This is a genomic window from Thauera aminoaromatica S2 (genome assembly GCF_000310185.1).
GTDB classification, from domain to species: Bacteria; Pseudomonadota; Gammaproteobacteria; order Burkholderiales; family Rhodocyclaceae; genus Thauera; species Thauera aminoaromatica.
This window is the reverse complement of sequence record NZ_AMXD01000001.1, coordinates 46,918-70,348: the sequence shown is the minus strand read 5'-3', so window position 1 is coordinate 70,348 and position 23,431 is coordinate 46,918. Positions and strand designations below refer to the sequence as shown.

The window sequence follows — 23,431 nt, the reverse complement described above, 5'->3', positions numbered from 1 at the left end:
GCAGTGTCAAAGGTCAAAGGATGTTTGGTGTCGATGAGTCGCCATGAAGAGTGAGACGGAGATTATCTTGAACCGCTTTCACAGATACTTCTTGAACGTCGCCGACGCGATGCACACCGCGACGCCGAGCAGCGCCGCGCTGGGCAGCAGGATCAGCAGCGGATGCACGCTGACCGGCAGCGCGAGGTAAGTGACCCAGGGCAGCACCGCCAGCGGCATCAGGCTGGCTCTCGCCCGGTGGTAGACGAAGCCCGATTCGCGGCCGGCGCCGAAGCCGCGCACGTCGCGGCGCACGAGCCCGTCCACCAGGCCGGTGAAGGCCGCCATCAGGAACAGCGGCAAGGTCAGGACCAGCACCAGCAGCCGCACGAGGAACACCAGCACTGTGTACGCCGAGGCGATCAGGTAGCTCTCGACATGCACGTAGAGCTGACCGATGTAGTAGCGGAAGTCCTGCGCCTGGCTGCGCGCGCCGGCACGCGATTGCGCCGCCGCGTCGCGTATCCAGTCCAGCAGGCCCGTTTTCACGAACAGTCCTTGGTAGGCCCACTCGACGAGCTGGAGGGCGCTGCGCCCCGGCTCCTGCACCAGCACGCTTTGCGTGAAATGCTCCGAGACCTGCGACAGCTCGTAGTTCAGCATGCCCTGCGCATGGCGCCAGCCCTGCTCGGGCCAGAAGAAGTGCATGCCGATGCACTCGATCGCGATGCACAGCACCAGCGAACCGGCCAACACCCCGAACAGCCGGAACGGCAGCGTGATGAGGCCTGCGATCAGGCCCTGCTGGCGAACCTGCTGGCGCTGGACGGCGACGGCGGGGTCGCTCATGCCGTGGCCCCTTCATCCGCGCTGGCCATCTGCTTGAAGTCGGCGAGCAAGTCGTCGGGCAGTGCTTGGTCCTGCAGTCCGGGAAGCCCATTGTTGTCCCACCAATCGCCGGCCTCGACGTAGTGCTGGCGCATGTAGCCGGCCAGCTCCTGCAAATCCTTGGGCATGGCCTCGTCGGGGTCGGGCGCCGGCAAGGGCATGCGCACCTTCCAGAGGTGCCCGCCCTCGATCAGTGCAAAGCACTGGCCCTTGGGCAGCCCGACCACGTGCGCCGGTTCAATCAGCGGCACGCTGTTGCTGCTGATGCGGTCCTGCGTGTTGGAGGTGAAGGCGGTGTTGCCGGTCGGGTCCGAGCTGTCGGTGGCGCCGCTCATCACCGTCGTCGTGTAGACCTCGACCTTGGGCAGTTGCCGCGTCAGCAGTTCGGCCGTGGCGGTCTCGCGCACGCGCAGCATGAACAGGTTGTTGAAGTTGCCCACCACCTGGCCCGCCTTCGCGCGGTTGCCGATGCGTGCCTCGATGTCCGAGAGGGTCTGCGTGTAGGCCGTGACCTGGACGCCCGCGCCGCCGCCCTTGTTGACCATGGGTATGAACTCGTCGCCCATGAGTTCGTTGAACTCGTCGGCATGGACGTTGATGGGCACCTTGATGCCCGTCGCGGCACCCGGCAGGCCGTCGTCGATGCCGAACTTGTAGATGTGACCCGCGACGGATACGAGGTCGGAGAACATCGAATTGCCGACCGCCGCCGCGACTTCCGCGTCCGACAGTGCATCGAGGCCGACATAGACCACGGCCCGCTTCCTGATGATCTGCATCCAGTCGAAGATCGGGCGTGGGTCGGCGAGGTCCGAATAGTTCGGCGCCAGCAACTGCGCGATCTTGCCGGTGGTCAGCTTCTCCAGCAGCGGTAGGAGCGATGCGACGATCTTGTCGAAGTACGTCCTGTCGTAGCGCACCGCGCTGCGCAGGCCGTCGAGCACAGGGTCGTAGATGCGCACCTGCGACAGGTACTGCTCCAGCGCGACGACGCGCTTCTCGCGGCCGATCATGTTGCGCGGGATGTTCTTGTCGTTCAGCTTGGCTTCGAGCTGGACGATGACCTCCCAGGCCTTGGGCTCGTTCCGGGCGAAGTAGTGCTGGGCGTACTCGATGAACAGCGCATCGATGTTGATGACATGGCGCTGGATCAGCAGGTAGTCGGGCCGCTGCCCCAGCTCGACCAACGCCCGCGCGATGATGTTGACGAAGCGCCAGGCGAACTCGCGGAACGCCGCGCTGTTGCCTTCACCGGAAAGCTGGCCGGCGATGCGCGTGGCAACTTCCGAGATGCGTCCGAAGCGGCCCACCGCGTTGTAGCGGGCGCTGATGTCCGGCCAGCCCAGGTGGAAAACGTAGAACTCGCCTTCGCGTCCGGCGCGCTTGGCCTCCACGTACATGCGCTTCAACAGATCCGCATCGCCCTTGGGATCGAAGACGATCACGACCTCGTGCTGTCCATTGACCTTGCGCCGGATGTCCTGCGTGATGAACAGCTCGGCCAGGCGGGTCTTGCCGACGCGCGTGGTGCCTAACACCAAGCTGTGGCCGACGCGCTCGGCCAACGGCAGGGTGACGTCGACCTCGTGCGGCTCGATGCCGTGCAGCCGCGGCAGGCCGCCCACCGGCGGCAGCGGCCGCGCCGGGTTCAGCGGGCTGTCCCAGGCCAGGGCCTTCGCCATCTTGGACAACGGGTACGGCGCGAACTCCAGGCGCTCTTCCATGCGCCGTGCCATCCGATAGATTGCCGTCGGCTCCACGTAGCGACGGAACTCCGACCGATACGTCTGCATCAGTCGGTGCGTGTGACGCTGGTCCCAGTGGAAGCCCCGGCCGACGAACAGCCGCTGCTGGCTGACCGGCACGTCGCGGCTGGTCATCACGTAGCGCGGCAGGCGCCGGATGTTGCGCCGGTAGCGCAGGATGGCCCAGGCGTCGCGAAAGCGCAGCGCGCCGAAGGTGAGGAAAGCGAGCGCGCTGCCCAGGCCCAGCAAGGGACTCAGCGCGAGCGACCACGGGGCCACCAGGCACAGAAACGCGGCGCCCGCACAGACCGCGACGGTGTATAGCTCCACCGCTGGCCGCAGCAAGACTTCGACGGCTTGGGACTGGGGCATGGCGGGTGCTTCACGTCACGTCAGGGCTCGATGCCGGTGGCGGTGATCAGCACCGGGTAGTGCTTGAGCCCCAAGCGCTGCGCCAGCTCGTCGCCCGAGGCCGGCGACAGCATCAAGCCCGGTGCGAGGCGACGCAGCGCGGCCAGGGCTTCGGGCGTCGCCACGTTGACCACCAAGCCCACGGCGCGTAGCGCCTGCAAGTCCTTGCCCCGTCGTTGGAGCCAGGCTCGTGAGCGGTCGTCGTCGCCGATCAGGAACAGCGGCGTCAGGCCCGGCGCGCGGATCACGCGGCGCGGCTCGTCGCCGGGTGTCAGCCGCATCGAGCGCACCGGCAGCATGGCCGCCTCGGCTTCGGCCGGGCCGCCAATGCGCGGCTTGGTTTGCGGCGTGGCTGGCTGACCGGGCTGCGCATCCTGCGGATTCAAGGCCCGGTAGTACGGCAGCGCCGAGGTGCCGCCTTTGTCCTCGACCACGATCAGCGGCGGGGAACTGTTCTTGGTAACGGGGCCGCGGTCCTGCGCGTCTGCGGTGGTGGCCAGCAGCGCCGCAGTCGCGGCGACGAGGATGCGGTTCATGGCATGGGACTCCGGGCAGAGGGAAGTGAGGCTCCCGGCCCGAGCACGCGGGTCAGGTGCTGGTGGACGCTGCGGCGGTAACGGGCGGCGGGCGCCCCGCCCGCGGGGCGGTGGTAGCGGCCGATGGCGACCAGCCAGTCCTCGCCCGGCGTGTGCTGCTCCTGCAGGATTTCCGCGGCGATGGCGAGGTTGCGGTATGGGTCGAGCAGCTCGCAGGGATGCGCGTAGCGGTGCGCGTGGTAGCCGAGGTTGACCTGGCCGAGGCCGGCGTCGATGCGGTTGACCGGCGTGCGGGCGAGCGCCCGGCGGATGCCGGCGCAGGCCTCGGCCCGCGTGGCATAGCGTTCGGCGCGGCCGGCGACGTTGAGCGTCCACGGCCACGGGATCAGCCGGCCGCGCAGCCGGGCGCCGCTCTCCTGCAGCGCCACCGCATACAGCACCGGCGACGGCACGCCCGCCTGCTGGGCGGCGAGCTGGTAGGCGGGTGGTGGCACCTCCTGGCCGAAGACGATGGCGGCATGGGCGCTGAGGCCGAGGACCAAGGCCGCGCAGCCTGCACGGCGGGTTACTGCCGCTGCCATTGGCCGTTGACCTCGCGCACCACGGCGGGCAGATCGCCGGGCAGGCCGAGCGACAGCCAGCGCCCGGCGTCATGGTTGAGCGTGATGGTGCGGGAGCGCACGCGGCCGGCGTCGATGCCGGCCTGCGTCGCCCACTGGCGGATGCGGGCGTCCTCCTGGCGGCTGCCGACCATGTAGAGGTCGAAGGCGGTGCCGGCCACCTGCAGCTGGCGCACGCGCTGCTCGCACGACGGGCACTCGGCCTTCACGAAAACCGCCAGCCGGCCCGAGCCCCGGTTGCCGGCGCCCGGCGCCTTCGCACCCGGCATGTTCACGCGCTGCTGTCCCGGATAGAGCCGCTTCCACGCCGCGTCGTAGGCCCGCTGGTAGGCCAGCGTCTTGCCCACGCGCTTCGATTCCGCCTGCACCTGCAGCTCCGCATAGCGGTTGCGTTCCTCGTCGCTGCGCGCCTCGATGCCCAGCGCCGTGAGCGGATCGAGGTTCGGGGAATAGATGCCCAGCGGCCCCTGCATCAGTTGGCGGTAGCGCGCCCACTCATCGGAGCGCAGGCCCCAATCGCGCGCCAGCCGTTCGTCCAGCGCGGCGTCGCTGCTGTTCTGAATCTGGGCGGGCACCGTGCGCGAGGACGCGACCGGCGCCGACTGTGCCGAGGCCGTGCCTGCCGTTCCTGCGACAGCGGCGAGGATGGCGGCGAAGCAGATCGCGGCGTGCTTCATGGCCGGCTCCTACGGCAGCGCGAGGCGCTGGGTCTGTCCATCCACGCGGAACACGGCGGCGCGCGCCTCGATCGCCAGCAGATGCCACGCGCCCACGGCATCGCCTTCGCGCAGCAGCCACACGTCCAGCACCGACGACGCCTTGGGTGCCGCCACCGACAGGAAGCGCTCGCCGCCGCGCAGCTCCACGCCCACGACGTTGAACGGCGGTTCGGGCACCTTGGGCTTGGCCGGCTCGGCGGTGCGCCGGGGTGCCGCGGCAGGCGCGGCGGTTCGCTTCATGCGAGCTTCGAGGTCGCCCATGCGCGCCTGCAGCGCCTGCAAGTCGCCGGCATGGGCGTCTGCGCCCTGGGTGTGCTCCACCTGTGCCAGGCGTTCGTCCAGCAACTTGCGGGCGGCCTCGAAGTCGGGTTGGGTGACGGGCTTGGGCTGGTTCTTCGAGGCCGCCGCCTGCTGTTCGAGTTCGGCGACGCGCGTGTTGAGCGCCTGCACGTGGGCATCCTGGGCGCTGGCCTGGCTTTGCTCGCTCAGGCGCGACAGGCCCACGCTGTTGACCACGGCCAGGATGCTCACGAGCAGCAGCCATGCGGCCGCTGTGATCTTCAACCAGCGCGCGCGGCCGGCGTTCTCGTCGGGAAGCTGCGGGATGGTCATGGCTGGGCCTCCTGGGGCACGTGGGAATCGGCGGGTTCGGCGGCCGGCGCGCTCGGTGCCGGAGCCGCGGGAATCGGGCTTGCGCTCGGCGCACGCGCAGTCGTCACGCGCGTGAAGCACACCGCGCGCGAAGCGTCATCGACGGACAACTCCCAGGCCGGGCCGGCGAGTGCCAGCAAGGCATCGCGCAGCGGCAGCGGCCCGAGCCGCAGGTGCGCCGCCGGCAGCGGCAACGCGTACAGCGCGGTCGCCTCCGTCGCGTCGCAGAGCCGGTAGCCGGTGCGCAGCAGCACGTGCCGAAGGGCATCGCCGACGCTCGCGTCCAAGATCGGCGGAATCGAAATCTCGATCACCTGTCGCAGCAGGTCGCGCTGTGCCGGTTCCGGCACCATCTCGACCAGCGTGTAGCGCCCGTAGCGGGCCACCGGGATCAGGCCCGGCTCGGGCTCCGGGGCGATGGTTCTGACCAACACCGCAGGCTCGGGGAGCGAGTCATGGACAGTGGGAGGGCTCGTCGTGCCCGTGGCGGCGCAGCCGGTGATGAGCACGCAGCCGGCCAGCAAGGCAGGCACAGCCAAGCGGTGAGCGACGCAGGTGAGTGGTTGCATGGGGCAATTCCCTGGAACACGGAGCCCTCACCATCGCCGCCGCGAAGCGTTCGGGCAGCAAACAAAGGGAACTGGCAGGCGCCCGACTTCATCGCGCGCCATCGATGCACGGAAAAAAGAAGCCGGCGCCCCGAAGGGCAGCCGGCGTGGGTGGGTGGATCAGGCCGCGACGAGTTGCCGGGCCAGTGCCACCTCGACGGAATCACCGTCCTGGTTCAGCACGTCCAATCCCGACTCGGGCACGTCTCCCGACGTGCTCTGCGAGACCATGATCTTTCGCGCCATCAGCCCCAGGCAGGTCATCTGCGAGGAAGCCGCGTAGCCGAGGTAGATCACGCGAACCGGCAGCTTCTGGCCGATGCGCCATGAGCGCCGGGCCGCCTGCTGCAGGCTGTAGACGTTGTAGCCCGACTGCATGAACACGATCGTCGGAAACTCCAACAGGTCCAGGCCGGTTTTCACCAGCTCGGGGTTCGTGATCAGCACGTCGATGCCGCGGTCCAACTGCTCGGCGATCCAGTCCTCGCGGCGGGAGGCATCCACGCTTGCGCGCAGCACCGCCACCTTGAAGCCTTCCTGCTCCAGCAGCACCTTCAAGCGCGACGTGGTGTCGCGCGTGCCGGTGTAGACCGAATAGACCAGCGTCTTGCGACCCGCAGCCTTCTCCTGCTTGCAGATCTCGATCAGCTCGCGCTCCTTGGGCATCACCTCCAGCTCGTTGAACTGAGCCGGAACGAAGGCCAAGGTCTGGCGTGTGCGCGGGTGCACCACCGTCTCCGACCGGAAGCAGCAATCCGGCCAGGCCAGCAGCACGTTGAGGACCACACCGAGCAGCGTCGTGTCGCGCTTGGCCAGCGCCTGTTTCAGCGCCGAGGTCAGACGAAACGACAGATCGCGATAAGCCGCGGCTTGCGCCGTGTCCATCGCCACCTCGCGGAACTCCTCGTCGTAGGACGGCAGCACGTTGCCGCCGATGTCCTTCAACTTGAGGAATACCGTGAACGGCAGGACGCAACGCAGCACGCCCTTCGGGCCGAAGCCCGGCGCCTTGACCGTGCGCACCGAGACCTTGCTGCCCTTGGCCGTCTTGTGCGCCGTGCCCGTGCTCTCGGAATAGATGTCCTTGAGGATGCCGTGATCCCTCATGAACGCCATCGCGGCCGAGGTCATGCTGCCGCTCTTGGTCGGGCGGTAGCCGTCTTCGATCATTCGCCCAGGCAGGGCTCGGAACAGCAGGTGGAACAGGTCGTCGCCGTAGCCGCCCATCAGCGTGCCAGTGAGCAGCAAGGCCTTGCGCGCCTTCGCTGCGAGCACGCCCATGGCCTGGCCTTGGGCGCTACCGCCGTTCTTGTACTCATGCGCCTCGTCGGCGATGAGCAGGTCGAACGTGCCTTGCGGCAAGTACCTTTTGATGAATTCGCTGGGCTGATACCCGCCCTCGCCGAAGCCGAACTCCATGTTCGCCATCGCCCGCTCCATGCGGTGCGCCTGACGATCCGAGAACACCAGCTCACCGTTGGCATCCATGAGGTTGATGAACTCGTGGATGTTGTCGCCCAGCATTGAGGCCAGGAAGCCGTCGCCGAACTTCTTCATCAGCTTATGCGCCGTGACCTCTCCGATGGTCGGGATGCGCTGCAAGGCTTTGAAGACGGCCGTGGACTGGTCGCTGGCGGACAGGCTCCGCGGTCGCATCAGCGTCCACAGCGGTGCGGCGCAATGGCTGCACCGGCGGCGGTAGTCCTCGGCTTCGAGTTCGACCGGGTTGATCGGCTCGCCGTCGAGATTGGTGATGACCTGGCCGCAGTCCGGGCATGCGCCCACTTCGCCGTGCCGCGTGCGCCGCACGTTGAAGACGGGCTTCCAGTGGAAACCCATGCGCATCCGCACGCGACCGAGAACGTAGAACTCCTGGCCGCGTACCGGCACGCCCAATTGCTCGCGCAGTTTGATGAGCTTGACCAGCGTGTCCGGGCCATTGAGCACCCAGACCTTGGCGCCGGCCACCGTCTCCTGGATTTCCCGGCGCCATTTGTAGACCAGGTGAGGCGGCGAGAGGATCAGCGTGCGGCGATAGCCTTCGGCGTGCAGCACGGCCGCCGTGGCGATGCCGACCGTGGTCTTGCCGCAGCCCATCTCGCCATTGACGATCGCGGCGCGTTCGCCGCGGTCGGCCAGCAGCTCGGTAACGGCATGCACCACCTCGGCCTGCGCGCCGAACAGCTTGCGCTTGAGACTGGCCAGCACGAGCTGGCGATGCGGCCGGGCCTGGCCGGTGTAGACGGGAGGGTTGGCGCGGTTGAGCGAGTCCAGCAGCTCGTCGCCGAATTCGGCAACGAAATCCTGAAGGCTCATCGCCAGGGGAGAAGCAGTCGCTTCGAGCACGTCGCTCTGGACGGGCGTGCCATCAGCGGCGGGAACGACTTCGGTATCGAGGGACATGGTGATGCTCCAAAGAAGATGGGGCATGCACCTCCCCCTGCGGGGCGATGGCATGCCCCGGGGTGGGAAGAGAAGAACGGCGCGAAGCCGCAGTGGAAGAACAGATCGACGGCGACCGTCAGGGAACAGCGATCAGCGGATGGTCAACACCTCGCCGCAGGTCGGCGAGCCTGGTGTCATGTCCCAGGCACGGATGACCGGCACGAACTTGTCGGTCAGGATGCGCGTCTCGGCCACGGAACCGTCGTCGCGCTCGGTGTACTCCGTGTGCAAGGTCTTCTCCTTGTGGGTGTCGCCTTTGACGACGAGCACGCGGCCCGTCTTGGACTTCACCACTCCGGAGATCGCACCTGCGGCGAGTGCCAAGGCGAGATGCCAATGCGATAAACCTCGCGCCGGGGACCGCAGCGACTGCTGCGCGGCGCCCAGGTGCGTGTCGAGCGTCGGCCAGAGCCCTTGCAGTCGGCCGACTTCCTCGGCGAACTGCTCGGGCTCCATCGTCACGCGGTAGAAGTGCTCCGGCTCGGCCGTGGCAGGCACCGTGTAGGGCAGGAACGGCCATTCGACTGGCAGCTCTTCCGCTTCGGCGTCGCCAAGACCTATCTGCAGCAGCAGCGCGCGCGTGGCCTTGACAGACTCCGATGCCTGGTCGCGCTGGCGAACCTTGCGACCGAAGATCACGACCTGCTTGAACTGCGTGTCCACCGCGCGGTAGATGCGCAACTCGGCGAAGTGCCGGGTCAGCCATCCGACCAGCTCGGCGTCGAGCACGTAGTGCGGGACGATGTAGATCAGCACGCCGCCGTACTGCAACAGCGGCAGCGCCTTCTGATAGAACAGCTTTTCCAGCCGAGCGCGGCCCTGGCCCTGGTAGCCGACGTTGCCGTTGGTGTCCTTGGACAGGTCGCCATACGGCGGGTTGAGCCACAGCAGGCCGAAGCTCTGCCGGCTGATCAGTGTGTCCATCAGGTCGCCGTGGATGCAGCGATCGACCAGTTGCCGGGCATGGCGTGCGCGCTCGGCCTCGTACTCGACGGCGAAGGCCTGGACCTGCTCGCGCCCGAGGGCGTGCGCGGCTTCGGCGATCGCCACGCCTTCGCCGGCGCAGGGATCGAGGATGCACAGCGGCCCGGCCGAGGCCTCGGCGGGCGCCAGTGCGGTGAGTGCTCTTTCGAGCGTGGGTTCATCCGTGGGGAAGTACCCGTTCTTGACGAAGTTGCGGGCGAGCCGCGGGAACATGAGGGCCATGGGAATCTCCTGGCATTGAAGATGAAGGGATGCGGACATGCGCGCGTGCATGTCCGGTGAAGGAACCTCAAGCCACCGCTTCGAGCGGTTGCGCCGAGGGGGTGCGGCTGGCGGGTGCGCCGCCGACGAGCGCGCCGCTGCGGATCAGGCCGCCCAGCACCTCGGTCAGCGTCGGCACGTCGATGGCGAGCCGATGGCCTTCCAGAGGCCCGAGGGCGAACGGCAGGCGCGTCAGCATCGACTTCGCCTGCAGCAGTTCCAGTACGCTGTCGCGCCAGGGATCGAGAAGCGGCAGCGGGCACGTGTCCCGCACCAGCGTCCACAGCCGGTCGAGCCGGTGCGTGGAATCGCGAGGCAGGAGCGCCAGTGCGCTGGCGTTGGCCTTGTCGGGTTTGACGCAGCGCCGATCGAACAGCCAGATGTTGGTCAGCGAGCCGAACAGCGTGCGCCGGTAGGCGCGTGCGCTGCGTTTCTCCAGGTTCTCGACGTTGCCGACGAAGACCGGGATGCTGGCGCCCTGCTCGGTGATGACGTGGAACTGATCCAGTCCCTGTTCGTCCCGGCCCAGGGTGAGGCGGGCCAGGAATTCCTGGACGGCGGTGTCGCGCGCCCAGAGGGAGATGAAGACCAGGTTGCCGTTCTCGTCACCGACGACGCCATCGGCCATCAGGTCGGGGCATTCGTCGATGCGATAGAGCGTCTTGGGGGAAGAAGGTGCAGGCATGGTGATGTCCTCGAAGTGAGCGGAGACAGCACCAACCGCGAGGGCAGTCACTGCCCCAGGGGGATGGAAGAAGACGCGGTGAGCGTCGTGGTGAAGAATCAGACCGTGCGTCGCAACGCACCGTAGCCTTGAAGGTCTGGACTACCTGGGCATGTTGTCGGCAACGCCGACGGACATGGGACATAGCCTGCGCCAAGGTGCGCCTACAGCGGGAGCGGAAAACCGACCCAGCGTCCAACCCTGTTTGCGCTGGCGCATCGCCCGCGGCCTGGAAGGACGGCCATAAAAGAAAACCGCCCCGGGAACACCGAGGCGGCAAAGATGACTGCTTGGCTCAGGGAGGAAAAGCCAGGGAGGTATGCAGTCGAACCGCAATTTTCGCGGCGGCAGCGAATTGCCGCATTAGGGTTACACCGAACCAAACTGAACGTGGTGCGCTGGCAGCACAGCGCCGCCAAAGAAAAAGCGGACCATGCCGCGAGGCACGATCCGCTTGTGGGTCAGGCTTTGAGCTGACGCAGGCCATCCGCGAGCAGCCAAAGCGCCCGGTTGAGCCGGACGTTCTGGTCGATGCCCTGAACGGGTCGCGTGCGCTGCTGGCGCCCGTTGGCGGCACGGCCAGTCAGGCCGCCCTTGACCAGGTTCTCCTGAACCCGGTTGAAGACCGACCAAAGATCGGCACGGTTGTCGTCGAAACGACGAGGCCGCAGGATCTGCGTCTCCGTGATGGGCAAGGCCTTGCCCGACTCGTCGTACTTCAAGGTCAGCGCCGACCTGGCGAAGACTTCGGCCTCGCCGTCGTCGAGGGTGATGACGCGCATGGCGTCGCGCGAGTCCTGCACGCGCTCGAAGCCGTGCAGCACCTCGTAGGCGCCTTCGATCACGTGATCGGTGACGTTGCCCTTGTGGGGCACGCGCACGTCGGCGAAGGTGTCGCCGCACACCAGGCCGTTGTGGCAGACGAATCTGAACATGCCCGCGAGCATCTGGTAGCTGCTGGTGCCGTCGTGCGAGTTGAGCAGGATGATCTCGTTCGCCTCGGCGCCGTTGATCTGGCTGGCGTGGCGAAGGCGCAGCATGTGCTTGGTGTAGTCGCGGCGATCCTCGTGTCGCACGCGGGTCTGGCACACCATGAACGGCTGGAAACCTTCTCTGCGCAGTTCGGTCAGCACAGCCGCCGTGGGGATGTAACTGTACCGTTCGGAGCGGCTTTCGTGCGGGGTGTCCGCGAAGATGGATGGGGCCACGGTGCGAATCTGATCGTCCGACAACGGATGGTCGGCGCGCAGCACCGGGGAACGAGGGGCGAAGCGAGATGCGAGTTGCATGATGATCTCCTTGCGGAATGGAGCAATCGGCATCCAGCGGCCGAGGCCGGATGCGTGCGATTGCGTAGGACGAAGAAAAGCCCTGCTGAACAGGGCCTGATGAAAGGGATGAAGAAGTGCGCCGCGTGAAGGCCGGCCTATGGGTTCGGAACCGGCTCCCAGCCGCGGCTGTGCGGGTTGAAGCAAAGCGCTTCCTGGCCTTTGAGGATCGGCGTGAAGCCGTCGAGAAAGACGTGTCGCAGGTACAGCGCGCGGTAGGTCAGTGCCTGCCACGCCTGTTCTTCGCTCAGGCCGTTGGCGATGAAGTGCTCGCGCAGTTCGTCGTCGTCGGAAACCTCGTTGTTGGCCAACTGGTCTTCGACGAAGCGAAGCAGCTCGGGCGGCAAGGACGACATGAGGGTGTCCATGTTCGCCTCAGTCGGTGGCTGCATCGCCGGCCGCTTTGCGCGTCGGCTGCTGGTGGAAGGCATGCACCCTTGCGCGCCAGGTGGCGCAGCGCTGCGGCGCCATGTCGAGATAGCGCAGCGGGCACGAGTAGTAGTACGGGTGCTCGGCCTCGACCAGGAACTTGTAGCCCCATTCGCGGCCCTCGCTTTCCAGCAGATGGCAGCCGATCAAGGTGGCCGACTCGCCGGGTGCGAGACCCAGGACGCCGGCCTGCTTGGCGGTGACGCGCGCCACCGTCCACAGCACGTTGCCGACCAGCGTGTGGTCGATGACCTCACTGCGCGACCGCTCGGTTTCCTCGGTTGCGGTCAGCTCGCGGATCAACTGATCGCGCGTCAATCGAACGAATGTCCAGCCCATGGAATGACTCCTGTGAGAAAGGGCCGGAGTCCTCCCGCCGGGGAAGGAGCCCCGGCGGGTGGTGGAAAGCCGCAGGCATGCGGCGTGAAATGGCGATGGGATCAGACCCTGGTGAGGTGCCAGTCCTGGGACAGCGGAGCGAACTCGTAGCCCAGGTCGCCGAGGCGGTCGCGCTGCTGACGCAGCACGCGCCGATCCACGGTGGCATCGAGCTTGACGACATCGCCCAGCGGCCAGAGTGTGCCGAACAGCGCCGCGTCGCCGTCGTCGTCCGCATGGGCCGTAGCCTCGGCAGACGCAGCAGCCGGCTCGCTGCCGAACGGCGTGGTATCGACCAGCGGGTCGCGCGAGCTGCGCGCCTTCTTCCGGCCGGCCGCCTTGGGGGCGGTCGTCGGCGTCGGCGTGGCGGTCTGCGCTTCCTCGTCGATCGGATCGACTTCCTGCGGACTCAGCCGGCGGGCGTCGTCACGGCTCAGGGCGTCGATGTTGGACAAAGTCATCCCACCCAGGAGGGCGCGGATCTCAATGACCATGCGGCCGTTGGCGGTGTACGTGGACGGGCGAATCTCCGCGATGGCGAAATCGCCCTCGTACTTGCCTTCGGCGTACTGGTCGAGTTCGGCGTTCTTCACGACGAACTCGCCGATGGAGGTCGCAAGGCGCCCGACGTTGAAGTCGCCGTTACGGCCGTGGATGGTCTTGATGGCCAATTGGCCGGGAATGGTGATCATGAAGAACTCCTGCGGACGAAGCTGCGATCACGCACACGGCCGTCATGGCGACGGTCGCATGCGCACGCGAGTGGGAGAAGACAAGGCCCCGGACTCAATTCAGAGTCGGGGCCTTGCGGATCAGAACGACTCGGCAACTTCCAATGCAGGCGCATCGGCAGTGGCTTCGTCGGCAGCTTCGGCGGCGGGCCTGGCGGGCTCGAACGCAGCGGCTTGCGGCTCAGCGAACGTCGCGGGGACATCCGTGTTACGCACGTCGCGTTCGTCGCGCTGGTCGGCATCGGTCGGCTTGGGCTCGGCCTTGTAGACGAGCTTGCCGTCGACCTTGATCCAACTGACGAACAGCAGGCGGGCCTTGAAGCTCACCCCCTGCTCGCCGGCACGCTTGCCCTTGGAGTAGGTGAAGGTGTCGGCCCACAGGTCGCCCAGACGGAAGCCGATCATCACTTTCTTCTCGGCATCGACCGCTTGGATGCAGCGGCGCACGAGGTGCTGCGCTTCGGAGCCCGAGACGCGCGTGTCGAAACGCACGTAGGCCACGTCATCGCTGGGGCCGTTGAGCGCCGCGATGTCGCAGGCCAGGAACGCATCGCCTTTCTTGGGCTTCACTTCGCGGATGCGATTGAGATACCCGAGTCCGGTGATGTGCAGGTCGAAGTAGGACTTGTCGGTGGAAGTGGTCATGGTGAATCTCCTGAGAACAATGAGGCGGAGACACACCCGACCCAAGGCGGGGAAGGTGTGGAACCCCCGCGTGGGTTGAAGGAACAGCTTGGGTGGCATCACCATCGGGAGAACCGATGGCTGTTCGCGCTGGGATGCCGGAGCGAACTGGTTGATCAACGCGGTCGGAACCGCGTCGCAGTCTTGAAGATCGAGACTGCCTGGGCATGCTGCTGACGGGCGTCAGCGGAACATGGCGGCAGCGTGGCGCCAGGCGCGCGCCCGCGCGAGCGGCAATCGGCACCGGCGGCTGTCCGCATTAGTGGCACCCTCTCGCCACCGGGTTGGGCAGGTACTGCCGCTTGCGGACCAGCATCTCGAAGGGCTCGCCCGCGCGGCTGGCGGTATCGAAGTCCACCACCACGAAGCCCGGTTCGATGGGCCGGTACTCCAGCCAGTGGATCGGCACTTGCCAGTGCTCGGCGCAGTCGCGCACGAAGCGCAAGGTGGCTTCCACTTCTTTTCCGGTGTTGGCGAAGCAGACGACGGCATCTGCGGGCAGGCCGCCGTTGGCTTGCAGCACGCGCCAGAGCATGTACGCGCTGGTGCGGCCGCCGCTGAAGCTGATGCAGGTCGGTTGCTCGATCTTGAACGGGTCTCGCATGCAGGCGTCACCAGGCGGTGGCACCGGCAGATGCCGGCGTGAGCGGCCCGAGCCGGACTGGAGACGAGCGCGTGCGATGCGGCCATGGGCCGCGGCACGAGATAAAGAGAAGCCCCCGTGAAGGGGGCTGGGAAGCAGTACGGTCAGTGGCCGGCCGGTGCAGCGGATACCGCCTGCATCGACAGGTGCGTGACCGTGGCCGACACTTCGAGGTCGTCCTCGCTGTGCAGGATACGGGTGAGGACCCGTTCCTGCAGGGCGAAGAACTCGCCGAAGTCGTCGCCGCCGAATTCGGCGCGCGCCAGTTCCCACCAGTCGTCGAACGCATCGACATCGGGGTTGCAGCCCACGGCGTAGGCGATGGTCTTGCGCCGCCCATCGGGCCGGCTCTCGCCGTGCTCGGCCATGAAATACACGCCCTGGTCCTTGACCAGGATGACGCGGCACTGGTTGGCCGCCGCCTCGGCAAGCACGGGCCGAAGCTCGGTGCCTTTGAATCGAACAGTCATGGAAGTGGTCTCCAACGGTGAAGGAAGAAGGTTTCCCGCCGCGAGGACGGGAAGCCGCTTGGGGACGTGAGGGGATCAGTGCTGGACGGGCTTGCGACCGGACAGGCGCTGTACGCGGATGAGGCGCCAGCTCCCGTCGTCGATCAGCCGCTCCAGCATCTGGCCCAAGGTGTCGAAGAACACTTCATCGACCCGCTCGACCAGCTCGCCTTCGCGATGCAGCTCCACCGCGTAGGTGTCGAGGCCGCGTTCGTAGAGCACGGTGACGCGCCCCTGGAACTTCGCCGAAGCGACGGTGAAGCCGATGGCCGGCGGCGTGGCGATGATGTTGCTGGGGCTCGGATCGACCACCGTGAAGTCCCGCGCGCCGGCATCCACCAGCAGGTGCGTGATGCGGCGGAATCCATCGGGCGCGGGCAACTGCTCCAGTTGGTGGATCAGCTCCTGCAGCTCGGGGCACTGCGGCTCGGGGATCGGCAGCTTGGCCGGCGCGGAACCCAGGATGAGCCGCTTCACCGTGTACGGCTGGCCGTCGGCGGTGAACTCAGTGCTCTCCTCGGGCGTATCCGCGCGCAAGCCGTCGAAGCGGCGCCGCGCATACGGTTCGACCTGCACCTTGGCGCCTTCGTCGGGCACGTCGGTGACGAGGGCCTTGTCGAGCACCGCGAACTCGGCCCGCCCCGTCTTGACGACGATGGCCTCGTCGGTGGTGGCGATGACCTTGCCCTCGAAGGGCTTGGGATCAACGTGGAAGCCCAGCGTCGAAACCTTGGGCTGGCCGTCGAAGATGTTGAACTTGAAGCTGCGGACGTTGGAAGGCACGTGGCCGCGAACCAGCGTCGGCATCTGTGCGCGGATGGCTTGGGTATCCATGGAAGACTCCTTGTGGCAACCAAGGGACTTCCGCCCGCAAGGGAGGTGTGTCCCTTGGGGGTGAGGTGGATGGACGCGACATGCGCCCGGAGAAGGAATAGCAACCAGCACGGCGAACCGTGCCGCAGCCTCGAAGGTCTCGACTGCCTGGGCATGCTTGCCGGCAACGCCAGCGAACATGCGAGCAGCGTGCGTCAGGCGTGGGCCAGCGACGCGGGGGAATCGGCACTGCGCGTCCACCGGCTTCGTCCAGAAAGAATACGAGCCCCGCGTGGGGGCTCGAAAGGTGGTGTCAGTCGTCGTAGATCGGCAGGCCGTCCAGCACCTGCGCATCGGCATCGAAGACCAGCATGCGCACGTCGGCGAGCGCGGCCAGGTGCAGCACGTGCATGAGGGATTCCGGCATGCCCTTCTTGCGATGCTCCTGCATCAGCCGCTTGGCCGTGATGCCTTCGACCGCGCGCAGGTTCTCGTCGGTCCAGGGCGTGGCGATCAGCTTCAACCCGATGGCCGGGCCGTACGGGATGCGGAAGGCGACGAACAGGAACAGCGTCGGCGTGGCGATGTCCGCCAGTTCGGCGAGGAAGCGGTGTGCGTCGGCGTCGAGGTGCGCGCTGCTGATTTCCCAGCACCGGCTGTAGTAGCCGGTTTCATAGCGCAGGCGCCGCACGACTTCCCGCGCCGCTTCTTCGGAGTAAGTGTCGCCCACGTGCAGTGGCTTGCCGTCTTCCTCGGCCATCACGGCATAGACCACGTTGCGGGCGAGCCCGTGGCTGCGGCATTGCGCCTGCAACTCGTTGGGGACCACCTGGTCCTCGGTGATCAGCACGAAGTCGTCCGAGAAGATGCAGGCCCGCCGTTCGACCTGGCTGTCCGGCAGATTCGACTGCGAAGGATGCAGCGGCAGGTAGGTCAGCGGGCAGTCGTCGTCGTAGGAGATGGCGAGCAGCCGCTGGACGGACAGGCCGTCGTAGCCGCGGACAAAGGGATTGTTGTACGAGTAGGACATGGGATTTCTCCAGCAGGGGATGGCCGAGGCAATCCCCTGCTGGGGATTGAACCCCAGCGGGTGGATGAAGTGGCAGCCGGTCAGCCGGCAGCGGTAGAGGACGGGTCGCCCAGCGCCTTCAACAGGTCGAGCAGGCCGCCATTCGCAAGCTGGTACAGGCGGTTGTAGTCGTCGCCGGTCGGCGCCTGCTCCAGGCGATCCAGCCGCGCATCCAGGTTGAGGATGCTCTGGTGCACGTTGCGGGCGATGCTCAGCGCGGAAGGTTTTCCGGCCGGCTTAGGTGCATCGAGCACCGAAAGGACTTCAGCGGGCGATGGGTAGCGGCAGTCGGGTCCGTACTCGACCGGGAACACCTCGCGCCCGGTCAATCCGGTATTCGGGGTTCCGCTGCTGACATGCAGCACATACTCGTCGGGCACATCATTGCCGGCGTAGTCGAACACCACGATGCGCGGCTTGCGCACGTCGGCCGGCCAGCCTTCAAGGATGACCGCATCGATGTCGTCGTCGGTCACGAGCAGACCGATGGAAAAGTCAGGGGACATGAATCACTCCTTTCAAGAAAAGGAGGGACATGGCCCCATGCAGGGACGCATGTCCCTCGTGGGGTGGGAAGAAAAGAAGAACGTCGGCAGGCCGCAGCGCGGCTCACCAGCCGTTGTAGTTCAGCGTCAGGTCGGCGACGACCTTGCGCCGTTCCAGGTCGAGGCCGCCCAGGTCGGACAGACCCTCGAAGCCGCAACGCTTGAGCATCGCACCGCCCTCGCGGGCGTTGTAGAAGCTCACCATCGCGGACAGGAACATCCGCTGGCCGCTGCTCAGGACGCCGAGGGCATCGTTGAGCATCAGCAGCTTCGGCCGCAGATCCCACTTGGTGGTGGCACGCTGCAGGCCTTCGCGGGTGCCGTCGCCGAACCATTCGGCTCCGGCGATGTCGACGCCGCGTTTCCACGCCTCGAAGAAGGCTTGGGGCGCGGCGGCGAAGTGCTGGTGTTCCAGCTCGATCTGATCAAGTACCTCTTGAGGCAGGGCACGGTTCATGACATGGGCTCCTGGTGGTTGGACATCACGGGTGGAGGCGCTGCTGCCAGCGGCCCGTTTGCAGGGCGTGCTCGGCGGCGTGGTGCGAGCGGAAGTAGCTGACCGACTCCCGCGAGACCGGGCCGTCCGCATCGGCGGTGCCGATGTAGTGGCCGGCTGCGCTGCACAGCACTTGCAGGGGCAGGCGCTTGCCGACGCAGGCCAGGGCCTGGTAGCCGATGGATTCGGCTCGGGCCTGTTCAGCACTCAAAGGTGCCGATGCGAGCGCAAGGGACATGGTTTTCTCCTGTTGGTTGAAGACCGGGAGCACCACGCCCTGACGGGAGCGGATACCTCCCGAAGGGTTGAACATGAAAAGCACCCGCGTCGTGGCGACGCGCGTCCGCGGTGGTCGGTGCGAAGCGGACTGGATCGGTCAACGCGGCGAACCGCGTTGCAGCCTTGAGGACCGGGGCTGCCAGGGCATGGTGCTGACGACCGTCAGCGACACATGCGGGAAGAATGAAAGCGCGGCGGCACTCCGTCGCTGATCAAACGGAACCGAACGCCGTCCAGTTTGGGCCGAGCGCTGGCAAGAGCAGCGATGCACGATTCCGTTCGCCCACGACAAAGGCGCCGAAGCCTCGCAAGGCTTCGGCTGGAGAGAAATCAATCCACCTGTGGGCTGCAAGCAGGCCAGGCCATCGTCAAAGCCATTCGCTGCGTCAGCAATCTCACCCGGCCCGTTTCGTGGCTGGGGGCCGGAATCCTCTGGCGTGCATCCACACACAAAGGGAGCCCGTTGTTCCGCCGGCGGGCACCGGCACCGAATACCGTCGACCGCAAGCGGTCTCCTGGCGCCTCGCAGTTTTGCACACCAAGGCGTCAGGAGACCGCTCGCGTATCGGCGGAAGCACCTCGATCAGGGGAACCGCGGCGAACGCGATCCGGGGAGAAATGACCTTCTCGCCCAGCAGGCCGTGATGGGCCTGCAGGACGCGCACACCGTTGCAGAAGGGAACGCGCGCTGGGGAGTCCCGCGGGGTGCGGGAGGTTTGCCCCGCCGTCGGCAGCAGCCGGCGTGGCAGAGGGAAACGTGGGCGTCAGCTCGCCTTCGGAGACCGACGCCGCGGGCTTGGCGCTGCGGGCTTGCCTGTCGCGGTTTCGACCGGCTCCGTGCCCTTGCAGTCCGGGTAGCGGCTGCACGACCAGAACGCGCCGTTCTTGCCAGTGCGCTGGCGCATCGGGGCGCCGCACTGCGGGCAGCTCGGCGCGGGCGGCAGCTTGAGGGGGAGCGTTGCGCCGCGGTACTGCTGCACGAGCTGGGCGACCCAGGCCGATTGCTTGGCGATGAAGGTGTCCAGCGTCATCTGGCCGGCCTCGATCATGTCCAGCGCCTGCTCCCACACCGCCGTCGTGCCCGGATCGGCGATGGCCGCCGGCACCGCGTCGATCAGCGTGAAAGCCGCATCCGATGCGCGGATGGCACGGCCCTTCTTCACAAGATAGCCGCGTGCCAGTAAGGCGCTGATGACGTTGGCGCGCGTGGCCTCGGTGCCGATGCCCGTGGTGTCCTTGAGCTTCTGCTTCAGGCGTGGGTCGGTCACGAGCTTGGCGACGCCCTTCATGGCTTTGACCAGCTCGCCCTGCGTGTAGGGCTTGGGCGGCAGCGTCTTCAACGCCTTCAGATCGACCTGGCCGACCTGGCAGGAAGCTCCAGCACGCAGCGCCGGCAGCACCTGGCCGCGCTGCGCTTCCTCGCCGTCCGCGTCGTCGGGCTCCGGCGCCGCCAGTACCTGGCGCCATCCGGCCACCGCGATCTGCTTACCGACCGCGACCAGCGACTGCCCGCCGCACGTAAGCTGCGCCACCGTCCGGTCGAATTCGTGGTGCGGCAGGAACTGCGCGAGGTAGTGGGCGCGGATCAGCCTGTAGACGGCCAGCTCCTTGTCGCTCATCGCCGAGAGGTTCGCCGGTTCCAGCGTGGGAATGATGCCGTGGTGCGCCGTGACCTTGCCGTCGTTCCAGGCCCGCGAACGCTGCTGGCGATCCAGGCGGTCGATCAGCGGGCGCAGGCCGGGGTCGGTCTTGAGCAGGCTGTCGAGTACGGTGGGCACCTCGGCCAACATGCTCTCGGGCAGGTAGCCTGAGTCCGAGCGCGGATAGGTGGTCGCCTTGTGCGTCTCGTACAGCGCCTGGGCAATGTCCAGCGTCTCCTGCACGTCCAGACCCAACTGCTTCGAGCACACCTCCTGCAGCGTGCCGAGGTCGAACGGCAGCGGCGGCCCTTCGCGCACGCGCTCTGTTTCCACCGACAGCACCTGGGCGGCACCGGCCGCGCGCAGGCGCTCGGCAGCCTGCTGCGCCACCGGCTGTTGCAGGCAGCGGCCGGCGTCGTCGGTGCTGCCCTGCGGCGGCGTCCAGCTTGCGACGAAGGACTGGCCCGCATGTGAGAGTGCAACCTCGATGGCCCAGAACGGCACCGAAACGAAACGCGCGATCTCGCGGTCACGGTCCACCACCAGCTTGAGCGTCGGTGTCTGCACGCGCCCGACCGACAGCACGCCGGTGTAGCCGGCCTGGCGCCCGAGCAACGTGAACAGGCGGCTCAGGTTCATCCCGATCAGCCAGTCGGCACGCGATCGGGCGAGCGCGGAGAAGTAAAGCGGCAGCGTCTCGGCGGACGGCTTGAGCGTGCCCAGGGCCTTGCGGATCGACGCATCGTTGAGCGCCGACAGCCACAGGCGCTGGATCGGGCCGCGGTAGCCGCACAGCTCGATGATCTCGCGGGCAATCATCTCGCCCTCGCGGTCGGCGTCGGTCGCGATCACCAGTTCGCCCGCCTTGGCGACGAGCTGCTGCACGACCTTGAACTGCGCCGCGGTCGCCGCCTTGGGCTCGACACGCCAACGCTCGGGAAGAATAGGCAGTTGCTCGATGCCCCAGCGCTTGTACTGCTCGCCGTAGCCTTCGGGCGGAACCGCTTCGACCAGATGACCGATGCACCAGGTCACGACGACACCCGCACCGCTGTAGCAGCCGTTGCCGCGTTGGCCGGCGCCCAGCACACGGGCGATGTCCTTGCCCTGGGACGGCTTCTCGCACAGGAACACGCGCATGAAGCCTCCTTGGAAGTGTGCGGTCATCGGATGGCCCCAGCTTGGCCGGGCCAGCGGATGACGGCAGCAAGGAAGCCGATTGGCGCAGACACCGCTTTGTGATCGGCAGGCGATGCGTTGCCGCAGCGGCATGCGCGAAGCCGCAACGGCTGGCGCAGCGGGAGCGTCGTTTCGGGAGGGCGGCTGGAACCCGGTGGAACACCCTGGAGCTATCCCCTGGGGATAGCTGGTGCATGGCGGGCGTCTGACGGTTGCTACAGCCGCCCCCTGCGGGGAATCAGCCCTTGGCCTTGGTTTCCTTCGACGCCTTCGTCCCCTTGGTCTCCTTCGGCGGCGGTACTGCGGCCTCGGGTTCCAGCGTCCTGGCGCTGAGGGTCACGGCCTGGATGCGGTACGGCAGAATGCCGATGCGGCGGGCCTCGATCTTGAAGGTCGTGCGCTCGTTGTCGTCGGCGTCCTCCCACTCGTCCTTCACCGTGCGGCCTTCTACCAGCACGCGCATGCCCTTCTGGTACAGGTCTTTCCAGTGGTCGGCGTCGCGGTGCCACAGCTCCACCGGCGCCCAGAAGCCGCCGCGGTCCTCGAATTCACCGTCCTTCTTTGGGATCGGGTTGTCGAAGTAGACGTTCAGGCGCAGCAGCCGGCGCGGCTCGTCGTTGCCGTTAGGGAATTCGCGATAGTCCGGCGCGGAACCGATGTTGCCCTCGCCGACGAAGTGCGTGCTCATGGAGACTCCTTGGGGGTGGTGGATGGAACCGACGCGGCATGCCCGTGGACACGTCGCAGGTAAGCCGCTTCGGCCTGCGCGGCCTTGCTGGCGCACTCCTGGGCCTGGCGGCCCAGCGTGTGAAGGAGGCTGATCTGCATGTTCAAAGCGATGCGCTGCAGCTCCATCGCGTACAGGTCGTCGATCAGCGAGGCCGGCGTCGCCGGGCGGTCGAGCAGCGATTCCCACAGCGCCACGCCCATGGAAGAACGGTCGTGGTTGCGCCAGCGCAGGAAGGTCGTGCCTGCGCCAGTGGTCTGCTGGGCCAGTTGCACGTCGAGCAGCGAGAAGGGGTAGGCCCGCGCCTGTTGCAGCACGCGCCGCTGCGCCAGCCCGATTAAGTCGTCGCGCAGCGCCGTGCACTGGTTGGCCCAGGCCTCCAGACTCCCCTTACCTTTAAAAGGCTGTAAAAGGCCTTTTAGGTAGGAGCCGTGTTCCAGGCGCTGGAAGTCCGCCTGTTCCAGCGGCAGGAAGCGCGCCGGTTGGCCGTTGGAAGACGATGCTGTCATGCCTTCGTGCCTTCGCCGTCATGGTCGTGGTCGTCGTCCGCCACGTCGGCTGCGCCAGCGCTGGGTGCGGCATCCGCGGCTTTACCAGGCTTGCCCGACCGCCGTGCGATCGGTGGCGCAAAGCGCGAGCGGCGCGTGCCTTCGAGCACGTCCTGCGGCAACTCGCCGAACTTCTCCAGCGCCGCCCGCGCCACCGCGTTCTTCGAGGCGAAGTCGTCGCGCGTCGCGCCGGAGTAGCGGTACTGCTGTGCCAGCGAGAACAGGCTGCGCAGCGCATGCGCGCCGTCGTTGAGCCAGCGTTCCAGCGTGCTGCGGTCGATCAGCGCGGTGTGGTGGGCGAGGATCAGCTTGCGGGCCAGGTCGTCGTAGTCGGCCAGCAGGTACACCGCTATGAAGCCGAGCTGCGCATTGACGAACAGCGGCAGCTTCACGGGCTGCACGTTCATGTTCTCGCCCAGCGACAGCGCGGGCGGCACGTCGGCCAGCGCCTGGTCCACCTGCTCACGCAGCGCCTGCAAGCTGTCCTTGGTCTGCGTCAGCTTGTCCTCGATGCGCAGCATCCAGAAATCCGAGTAGGGATCGTCCTGCTCGGCGCCGCGCTTCATCTTGTTCATCACGCTGATGTAGCCGTTCAGGCCGATGATCCCGGGCCGGCCCTCGGCAGGCGCTCGGCCATGCCAGATGCGTGAAGCGTGGTGGGTGTGCAGCGTCAGCGACATCGCGCTGCGCAGCGATCCGAGATTCAACTGCAGGGGCGGCTGGGATTCATTGGCCATGGTGACGACTCGCGGTACGGGAACGAGCCGCCAGCATCGGCATCGCCCGGAAGGGCGTCAGTCAACAAACCGCAGCGGGTGCGCTCCCGGTTGTCGCCCCGGAAGGTCGCGTGTTCCGTCTATCC

26 protein-coding genes are annotated in these 23,431 nt (G+C 67.0%); all 26 read right to left on the bottom strand.

What is annotated here, in order from left to right; genetic code table 11:
- Positions 1-78 precede the first annotated feature (78 nt).
- The 26 genes from C665_RS00360 to C665_RS00235 all read right to left on the bottom strand — a co-directional run bounded on the left by C665_RS00360 (position 79) and on the right by C665_RS00235 (position 23,306).
- On the bottom strand, positions 79-828 hold the full coding sequence (locus tag C665_RS00360) for a TIGR03747 family integrating conjugative element membrane protein (RefSeq protein ID WP_004265580.1): 750 nt from the start codon (positions 826-828) through the stop codon (positions 79-81).
- Positions 825-2,984, bottom strand: a complete 2,160-nt coding sequence (gene traD, locus C665_RS00355) for a type IV conjugative transfer system coupling protein TraD (protein WP_004265579.1) — start codon at positions 2,982-2,984, stop codon at positions 825-827. Before traD ends, C665_RS00360 begins: the two co-directional genes overlap by 4 nt.
- 20 nt (positions 2,985-3,004) lie before the next feature.
- Positions 3,005-3,559: an integrating conjugative element protein gene (locus tag C665_RS00350; RefSeq protein WP_004265578.1), complete on the bottom strand. Its 555-nt coding sequence runs from the start codon at positions 3,557-3,559 to the stop codon at positions 3,005-3,007.
- Positions 3,556-4,140, bottom strand: a complete 585-nt coding sequence (locus C665_RS00345; RefSeq protein ID WP_016451647.1) for a lysozyme family protein — start codon at positions 4,138-4,140, stop codon at positions 3,556-3,558. Before C665_RS00345 ends, C665_RS00350 begins: the two co-directional genes overlap by 4 nt.
- Entirely contained in the window at positions 4,125-4,856 is a 732-nt protein-coding gene (locus tag C665_RS00340; RefSeq protein ID WP_004265574.1) for a TIGR03759 family integrating conjugative element protein, read from the bottom strand. Before C665_RS00340 ends, C665_RS00345 begins: the two co-directional genes overlap by 16 nt.
- A 9-nt stretch (positions 4,857-4,865) precedes the next feature.
- On the bottom strand, positions 4,866-5,510 hold the full coding sequence (locus tag C665_RS00335) for a hypothetical protein (RefSeq protein ID WP_004265569.1): 645 nt from the start codon (positions 5,508-5,510) through the stop codon (positions 4,866-4,868).
- A complete protein-coding gene (pilL2, locus tag C665_RS00330; RefSeq protein WP_016451646.1) occupies positions 5,507-6,118 on the bottom strand; it encodes a PFGI-1 class ICE element type IV pilus protein PilL2 in 612 nt (203 codons plus the stop codon). Before pilL2 ends, C665_RS00335 begins: the two co-directional genes overlap by 4 nt.
- A 159-nt stretch (positions 6,119-6,277) precedes the next feature.
- The gene (locus C665_RS00325) at positions 6,278-8,560 is read right to left on the bottom strand and encodes a helicase-related protein (protein ID WP_016451645.1); all 2,283 of its coding nucleotides are present in this window, start codon (positions 8,558-8,560) and stop codon (positions 6,278-6,280) included.
- A 132-nt stretch (positions 8,561-8,692) separates the two neighbouring features.
- Positions 8,693-9,808 carry a DUF6094 domain-containing protein gene (locus C665_RS00320; RefSeq protein WP_004265560.1) on the bottom strand — a complete coding sequence of 372 codons (1,116 nt, stop codon included), beginning with the start codon at positions 9,806-9,808 and terminating at the stop codon, positions 8,693-8,695.
- 67 nt (positions 9,809-9,875) lie between these two features.
- Positions 9,876-10,532 (bottom strand): hypothetical protein, encoded by a 657-nt coding sequence (locus C665_RS00315; RefSeq protein WP_004265557.1) that lies wholly within the window; start codon positions 10,530-10,532, stop codon positions 9,876-9,878.
- A 500-nt stretch (positions 10,533-11,032) separates the two neighbouring features.
- Positions 11,033-11,860: a DUF932 domain-containing protein gene (locus C665_RS00310; protein ID WP_004265548.1), complete on the bottom strand. Its 828-nt coding sequence runs from the start codon at positions 11,858-11,860 to the stop codon at positions 11,033-11,035.
- Positions 11,861-11,997: 137 nt separating this feature from the next.
- Positions 11,998-12,267, bottom strand: coding sequence for a hypothetical protein (locus C665_RS00305; protein WP_003454871.1), 270 nt, complete (start codon positions 12,265-12,267; stop codon positions 11,998-12,000).
- 7 nt (positions 12,268-12,274) lie between these two features.
- Positions 12,275-12,667 (bottom strand): hypothetical protein, encoded by a 393-nt coding sequence (locus C665_RS00300; RefSeq protein ID WP_003454873.1) that lies wholly within the window; start codon positions 12,665-12,667, stop codon positions 12,275-12,277.
- A gap of 101 nt (positions 12,668-12,768) precedes the next feature.
- A complete protein-coding gene (locus C665_RS00295; RefSeq protein ID WP_003454876.1) occupies positions 12,769-13,398 on the bottom strand; it encodes a DUF3275 family protein in 630 nt (209 codons plus the stop codon).
- Between the two features lie 120 nt (positions 13,399-13,518).
- Positions 13,519-14,082, bottom strand: a complete 564-nt coding sequence (locus tag C665_RS00290; protein ID WP_003454879.1) for an STY4534 family ICE replication protein — start codon at positions 14,080-14,082, stop codon at positions 13,519-13,521.
- Between the two features lie 298 nt (positions 14,083-14,380).
- Positions 14,381-14,725, bottom strand: a complete 345-nt coding sequence (locus C665_RS00285; RefSeq protein ID WP_003454883.1) for a hypothetical protein — start codon at positions 14,723-14,725, stop codon at positions 14,381-14,383.
- A 143-nt stretch (positions 14,726-14,868) separates the two neighbouring features.
- Positions 14,869-15,234 (bottom strand): DUF3085 domain-containing protein, encoded by a 366-nt coding sequence (locus C665_RS00280; RefSeq protein ID WP_003454886.1) that lies wholly within the window; start codon positions 15,232-15,234, stop codon positions 14,869-14,871.
- A gap of 75 nt (positions 15,235-15,309) precedes the next feature.
- Positions 15,310-16,107 carry a hypothetical protein gene (locus tag C665_RS00275; RefSeq protein WP_004265540.1) on the bottom strand — a complete coding sequence of 266 codons (798 nt, stop codon included), beginning with the start codon at positions 16,105-16,107 and terminating at the stop codon, positions 15,310-15,312.
- Positions 16,108-16,399: 292 nt separating this feature from the next.
- Positions 16,400-17,116: a DUF5983 family protein gene (locus C665_RS00270; RefSeq protein ID WP_004265539.1), complete on the bottom strand. Its 717-nt coding sequence runs from the start codon at positions 17,114-17,116 to the stop codon at positions 16,400-16,402.
- An 80-nt stretch (positions 17,117-17,196) separates the two neighbouring features.
- Positions 17,197-17,661 carry a hypothetical protein gene (locus C665_RS00265; RefSeq protein ID WP_004265538.1) on the bottom strand — a complete coding sequence of 155 codons (465 nt, stop codon included), beginning with the start codon at positions 17,659-17,661 and terminating at the stop codon, positions 17,197-17,199.
- A gap of 103 nt (positions 17,662-17,764) precedes the next feature.
- Complete coding sequence (locus tag C665_RS00260; protein WP_003454890.1) at positions 17,765-18,157, bottom strand: hypothetical protein; 393 nt, start codon at positions 18,155-18,157, stop codon at positions 17,765-17,767.
- Positions 18,158-18,182: 25 nt separating this feature from the next.
- Positions 18,183-18,509: a hypothetical protein gene (locus C665_RS00255; RefSeq protein ID WP_431606019.1), complete on the bottom strand. Its 327-nt coding sequence runs from the start codon at positions 18,507-18,509 to the stop codon at positions 18,183-18,185.
- Positions 18,510-19,239: 730 nt separating this feature from the next.
- Complete coding sequence (locus C665_RS00250) at positions 19,240-21,255, bottom strand: DNA topoisomerase III (RefSeq protein WP_004265528.1); 2,016 nt, start codon at positions 21,253-21,255, stop codon at positions 19,240-19,242.
- Positions 21,256-21,532: 277 nt separating this feature from the next.
- Positions 21,533-21,982 carry a single-stranded DNA-binding protein gene (locus tag C665_RS00245; RefSeq protein ID WP_003454893.1) on the bottom strand — a complete coding sequence of 150 codons (450 nt, stop codon included), beginning with the start codon at positions 21,980-21,982 and terminating at the stop codon, positions 21,533-21,535.
- Entirely contained in the window at positions 21,979-22,530 is a 552-nt protein-coding gene (locus tag C665_RS00240; RefSeq protein WP_004265525.1) for a DUF3158 family protein, read from the bottom strand. Before C665_RS00240 ends, C665_RS00245 begins: the two co-directional genes overlap by 4 nt.
- A complete protein-coding gene (locus tag C665_RS00235) occupies positions 22,527-23,306 on the bottom strand; it encodes a PFL_4669 family integrating conjugative element protein (protein ID WP_004265522.1) in 780 nt (259 codons plus the stop codon). The genes C665_RS00240 and C665_RS00235 overlap by 4 nt, the downstream gene beginning before the upstream one ends.
- Between the last annotated feature and the right edge of the window lie 125 nt (positions 23,307-23,431).

Coding starts and splice junctions, on each gene's coding strand:
- C665_RS00360 (WP_004265580.1), bottom strand. CDS start 828: ATGAGCGACCCCGCCGTCGCCGTCCAGCGCCAGCAGGTTCGCCAGCAG.
- traD (WP_004265579.1), bottom strand. CDS start 2,984: ATGCCCCAGTCCCAAGCCGTCGAAGTCTTGCTGCGGCCAGCGGTGGAG.
- C665_RS00350 (WP_004265578.1), bottom strand. CDS start 3,559: ATGAACCGCATCCTCGTCGCCGCGACTGCGGCGCTGCTGGCCACCACC.
- C665_RS00345 (WP_016451647.1), bottom strand. CDS start 4,140: ATGGCAGCGGCAGTAACCCGCCGTGCAGGCTGCGCGGCCTTGGTCCTC.
- C665_RS00340 (WP_004265574.1), bottom strand. CDS start 4,856: ATGAAGCACGCCGCGATCTGCTTCGCCGCCATCCTCGCCGCTGTCGCA.
- C665_RS00335 (WP_004265569.1), bottom strand. CDS start 5,510: ATGACCATCCCGCAGCTTCCCGACGAGAACGCCGGCCGCGCGCGCTGG.
- pilL2 (WP_016451646.1), bottom strand. CDS start 6,118: ATGCAACCACTCACCTGCGTCGCTCACCGCTTGGCTGTGCCTGCCTTG.
- C665_RS00325 (WP_016451645.1), bottom strand. CDS start 8,560: ATGTCCCTCGATACCGAAGTCGTTCCCGCCGCTGATGGCACGCCCGTC.
- C665_RS00320 (WP_004265560.1), bottom strand. CDS start 9,808: ATGGCCCTCATGTTCCCGCGGCTCGCCCGCAACTTCGTCAAGAACGGG.
- C665_RS00315 (WP_004265557.1), bottom strand. CDS start 10,532: ATGCCTGCACCTTCTTCCCCCAAGACGCTCTATCGCATCGACGAATGC.
- C665_RS00310 (WP_004265548.1), bottom strand. CDS start 11,860: ATGCAACTCGCATCTCGCTTCGCCCCTCGTTCCCCGGTGCTGCGCGCC.
- C665_RS00305 (WP_003454871.1), bottom strand. CDS start 12,267: ATGGACACCCTCATGTCGTCCTTGCCGCCCGAGCTGCTTCGCTTCGTC.
- C665_RS00300 (WP_003454873.1), bottom strand. CDS start 12,667: ATGGGCTGGACATTCGTTCGATTGACGCGCGATCAGTTGATCCGCGAG.
- C665_RS00295 (WP_003454876.1), bottom strand. CDS start 13,398: ATGATCACCATTCCCGGCCAATTGGCCATCAAGACCATCCACGGCCGT.
- C665_RS00290 (WP_003454879.1), bottom strand. CDS start 14,082: ATGACCACTTCCACCGACAAGTCCTACTTCGACCTGCACATCACCGGA.
- C665_RS00285 (WP_003454883.1), bottom strand. CDS start 14,725: ATGCGAGACCCGTTCAAGATCGAGCAACCGACCTGCATCAGCTTCAGC.
- C665_RS00280 (WP_003454886.1), bottom strand. CDS start 15,234: ATGACTGTTCGATTCAAAGGCACCGAGCTTCGGCCCGTGCTTGCCGAG.
- C665_RS00275 (WP_004265540.1), bottom strand. CDS start 16,107: ATGGATACCCAAGCCATCCGCGCACAGATGCCGACGCTGGTTCGCGGC.
- C665_RS00270 (WP_004265539.1), bottom strand. CDS start 17,116: ATGTCCTACTCGTACAACAATCCCTTTGTCCGCGGCTACGACGGCCTG.
- C665_RS00265 (WP_004265538.1), bottom strand. CDS start 17,661: ATGTCCCCTGACTTTTCCATCGGTCTGCTCGTGACCGACGACGACATC.
- C665_RS00260 (WP_003454890.1), bottom strand. CDS start 18,157: ATGAACCGTGCCCTGCCTCAAGAGGTACTTGATCAGATCGAGCTGGAA.
- C665_RS00255 (WP_431606019.1), bottom strand. CDS start 18,509: ATGTTCAACCCTTCGGGAGGTATCCGCTCCCGTCAGGGCGTGGTGCTC.
- C665_RS00250 (WP_004265528.1), bottom strand. CDS start 21,255: ATGCGCGTGTTCCTGTGCGAGAAGCCGTCCCAGGGCAAGGACATCGCC.
- C665_RS00245 (WP_003454893.1), bottom strand. CDS start 21,982: ATGAGCACGCACTTCGTCGGCGAGGGCAACATCGGTTCCGCGCCGGAC.
- C665_RS00240 (WP_004265525.1), bottom strand. CDS start 22,530: ATGACAGCATCGTCTTCCAACGGCCAACCGGCGCGCTTCCTGCCGCTG.
- C665_RS00235 (WP_004265522.1), bottom strand. CDS start 23,306: ATGGCCAATGAATCCCAGCCGCCCCTGCAGTTGAATCTCGGATCGCTG.